Source organism: Mycolicibacterium arseniciresistens (assembly GCF_030519285.1).
GTDB lineage: Bacteria > Actinomycetota > Actinomycetes > Mycobacteriales > Mycobacteriaceae > Mycobacterium > Mycobacterium arseniciresistens.
This window is the reverse complement of the sequence record NZ_JAUMSQ010000451.1, coordinates 1-3687: the sequence shown is the minus strand read 5'-3', so window position 1 is coordinate 3687 and position 3687 is coordinate 1. Positions and strand designations below refer to the sequence as shown.

Genomic DNA, 3687 nt, shown 5'->3' with positions numbered 1-3687 from the left:
CGATGCGTGGGGATGGCTCCCGCTGGCCGCCGGGGTCGCGGTCGTCGACGCAGTGGCCGAGGTCGCAGGCGTGGCCGCCGGCCTCAAGTGGCCCAACGACGTGCAGGTCGGCCCGCAGGACTCGCCGGGCAAGCTGGCCGGCATCCTGGCCGAGGTCGCCGCGCCGGCCCGGAAGGTGGTGATCGGGCTCGGCATCAACGCCACGATGACCGCCGAGGAGGCGCCCGATCCCGTGGCCGTCTCGCTGGCGATGCTCGGGGTGGATGCCGTCGACCGCGATCGGCTGGCCGCAGCGGTGCTACGCCACCTGGCGGAGGTGACCACCCGGTGGCGTCGCGCAGACGGGCGGGACGACGCGCTCGCCGCCGACTACCGTGCCCGCAGCCGGACCCTGGGCAGCCGGGTGCGCGCGACACTGCCAGGGGACCGCGCGGTCGAAGGCGTGGCCGAGGGCATCGACGGCGTTGGGCGGCTGCAGATCAGGACGCCCGGCGAGCTGGTCACCGTGTCCGCGGGCGACATCACCCATCTGCGGCCGGTCGAGTCGTAGAGTGCTGCCGTGGGCTACCCGGAGAACGTGCTGGCCAACGACGAGCAGGTGGTGCTGCACCGGCACCCGCACTGGAAGCGGTTGATCGGGCCGGTGCTGGTGCTGCTGCTGGCCACCGCGGTGGCGGCCTTCGGCGCGGGCTACGTCAACACCCTCGGCTGGGATCCCACCGCCAGGACGGTCGTGCTGGGCGTGATAGCCGCGATCTGGGCCGTGCTCATCGGCTGGCTGACGGTGTGGCCGTTCCTGAACTGGTGGACGACGCACTTCGTGATCACCGACCGGCGGGTGATGTTCCGGCACGGTGTCCTCACCCGCTCGGGCATCGACATCCCGCTGGCGCGGATCAACAGCGTCGAGTTCCGGCACGGCCTGCTCGACCGGATCCTGCGCACCGGGACGCTGATCATCGAGTCGGCGGCTCAGGACCCACTGGAATTCCACGACATCCCCCGCGTGGAGCGGGTGCATTCACTGCTGTATCACGAAGTCTTCGACACCCTCGGTTCCGAGGAGTCGCCCAGCTGACCTCGCCGGGCGCGTCGGCGCAGCGGCGTGACCGTGCCTTCTGCGGGGTCGTGCAGGCCGTTCCCGGCGCCCTTGCCGAGACGCTCCTGCTCGTGGTGCTCCAGATGATCTTCCATCGCCTCGGCGAAGCCGCCGCCGGTGAGGGTGGACTCCAGCGCCCGCTCCGGGTTGCGCCCGAACTCGTCGGGGAAGACCCAGCGCCGGAACGCCCAGAACCGGAACGCCATCTGCAACAGATTGCCGATGATGTAGGCCGAGACGAAGTCGGCGATGTTCTCGATGGTCAGCGACACCTCGGGCACCCGCAGGCCCAGCACGTAGCTGGAGAAGTACAGCGGCGCCATGCTCAGCAGCACGCCGACTCCGCTGAACCCGAAGAACAGCAGCGCCTCGTGGTGGCGCTCGCGGCCACCCCGGTCGCGGAAGCTCCATTCCCGGTTGAGGATGTACGACGCGATCACGGCCACGATGCCGGCGATGATCTTGGCGGTCACCGGCTTGGGTTCCAGGATCGTCAGCTTGAGCGTGAAGAAGATCGCCGAGTCGATGATGAACGTCGTCGCACCGACGATGGCGAACTTGATCAGTTCGTGGTGCTGCTCGGCGTAGGGACGGATCGGCCCCGGAAGGCGCTTGATCGTCGCATCGGCAAAGGACACAAGGAGGCAGTCTACGTAACGGCCCGTGACGACGCGGAATCCGCGGCTGCGCCCCAGGTCAGGGCGTTGGCCGGGATCGTGACACGATAGGCGGCGTGCCGACGAATTCCTCCTCGCCGCCCGTCGTGGCAATGATCGGCGGGGGCCAGCTGGCCCGGATGACCCATCAGGCGGCAATCGCCCTCGGTCAGTCGCTGCGCGTGCTGGCCACCGCCCCCGACGAGCCCGCCGCCCAGGTCACCCCTGACGTGGTGATCGGATCCCACACCGACCTCGACGCGCTGCGCCGGGCCGCCGCCGGGGCCAGCGCGCTGACGTTCGACCACGAGCATGTGCCGACCGAACTGCTCGACACGCTGATCGGCGAGGGCGTCAACGTCGCGCCGCCGCCCGCCGCGCTGGTGCACGCGCAGGACAAATTGGTGATGCGCCGCCGGCTCGAGGCGCTCGGCGCTCCCATACCCCGCTACACCGCGCTCGAGTCGGTCGACGACGTCGAAGCCTTCTCGCGCGCCGTCGGTGGGCCGGTGGTGATCAAGACGGTCCGCGGCGGCTATGACGGACGCGGGGTCGTGCTGACCCGCGACGCCGGGCACGCCCGCGAGGTGGTGGCCCGCTACCTGGCCGACGGAGTGGCCGTGCTGGCCGAGGAGCGGGTGCAGATGCGGCGCGAACTCGCCGCGCTGGTGGCCCGGTCACCGTTCGGTCAGGGGGCGGCGTGGCCGGTGGTGGAGACCGTCCAGCGCGACGGGATCTGCGTGACGGTGATCGCGCCCGCGGCCGGGCTGTCCGATGAGACGAGCTCGGCGGCACAGAAACTCGCGCTGAGTCTGGCGTCGGAGCTCGGCGTGGTGGGACTGCTCGCGGTGGAGCTCTTCGAGACCGTCGACGGCGGGCTGCTGGTCAACGAGCTGGCGATGCGCCCGCACAACTCCGGGCACTGGACCATGGACGGCGCCCGGACCAGTCAGTTCGAGCAGCACGTGCGGGCGGTGCTGGACTATCCGCTCGGCGACACCGGTCTGCTCACCCCGGTGACGGTGATGGCCAACGTCCTTGGCGCCGCGCAGACTCCGGCGATGGGCATGGACGAACGTCTGCACCACCTGTTCGCCCGGCTGCCCGACGCCAAGGTGCACCTGTACGGCAAGACCGAACGGCCCGGCCGCAAGATCGGCCACGTGAACATCCCCGGCCGCGACGCGGAGTACCTGCGCGAGCGTGCCGAACGGGCGGCACACTGGCTGTCGCACGCCGAATGGACCGACGGATGGGACCCGCACAGATGAGTTCCGGAGCACCAGAGGGCAGGAGCGAAGCGACCCGGGGAGCAGCACCGCCGCCGCGCGTCGGCGTGATCATGGGCAGCGACAGCGACTGGTCGGTGATGGCCGAAGCCGCCGAGGCGCTCGCCGAGTTCGAGGTGCCCTTCGAGGTCGGCGTCGTGTCGGCGCACCGAACACCGGGCCGGATGCTCGACTACGCGCGCACCGCGGCCGAGCGGGGCGTCGAGGTGATCATCGCCGGCGCAGGCGGTGCCGCCCACCTGCCCGGCATGGTGGCCTCGGCGACGCCGTTGCCGGTCATCGGGGTGCCGGTGCCGCTGGCGCGACTCGACGGGCTGGACTCGCTGCTGTCGATCGTGCAGATGCCCGCGGGCGTGCCGGTGGCCACGGTGTCGATCGGTGGAGCGCGCAACGCGGGCCTGCTCGCGGTGCGGATTCTCGGCGCCGCCGATGTGGCGCTTCGCGACCGGATGACGGCGTTCCAGGCCGATCTGGAGCAGATGGTGCTCGCCAAGGACGCGGCGCTGCGGGACCGGTTGCTGGGCGACGCCTGACAGCGGGTAAAGTTACCGGTGAGTAGCTAGGAGGCCGCGATGGCTCATTGGGCCGGTAATCAGTCGTTCGACGTGTTCCAGTTGCCTGAGGAACATCAGGAGTTGCGCAG

5 protein-coding genes are annotated in these 3687 nt (G+C 70.5%); 4 read left to right on the top strand and 1 reads right to left on the bottom strand.

What is annotated here, in order from left to right; genetic code table 11:
- The coding region (locus Q2100_RS30290; RefSeq protein WP_407667729.1) for a biotin--[acetyl-CoA-carboxylase] ligase at nt 1-550 on the top strand (550 nt) is incomplete at its 5' end.
- A gap of 9 nt (nt 551-559) precedes the next feature.
- Nucleotides 560-1078 carry a PH domain-containing protein gene (locus Q2100_RS30285; RefSeq protein ID WP_302916991.1) on the top strand — a complete coding sequence of 173 codons (519 nt, stop codon included), beginning with the start codon at nt 560-562 and terminating at the stop codon, nt 1076-1078.
- On the opposite strand, the gene Q2100_RS30280 is transcribed toward Q2100_RS30285, so the two are convergent.
- Complete coding sequence (locus Q2100_RS30280; protein ID WP_302916990.1) at nt 1033-1737, bottom strand: GtrA family protein; 705 nt, start codon at nt 1735-1737, stop codon at nt 1033-1035. The genes Q2100_RS30285 and Q2100_RS30280 overlap by 46 nt on opposite strands.
- A gap of 95 nt (nt 1738-1832) precedes the next feature.
- On the opposite strand from Q2100_RS30280, the gene Q2100_RS30275 reads away from it, so the two are divergent.
- On the top strand, nt 1833-3026 hold the full coding sequence (locus tag Q2100_RS30275; RefSeq protein ID WP_302916989.1) for a 5-(carboxyamino)imidazole ribonucleotide synthase: 1194 nt from the start codon (nt 1833-1835) through the stop codon (nt 3024-3026).
- Nucleotides 3023-3577, top strand: coding sequence for a 5-(carboxyamino)imidazole ribonucleotide mutase (purE, locus tag Q2100_RS30270; protein ID WP_302916992.1), 555 nt, complete (start codon nt 3023-3025; stop codon nt 3575-3577). Before Q2100_RS30275 ends, purE begins: the two co-directional genes overlap by 4 nt.
- Nucleotides 3578-3687 lie beyond the last annotated feature (110 nt).

What these genes read in the sequence shown, in the direction of transcription:
- purE (WP_302916992.1), top strand. Translation starts at nt 3,023, where the DNA reads ATGAGTTCCGGAGCACCAGAGGGCAGGAGCGAAGCGACCCGGGGAGCA.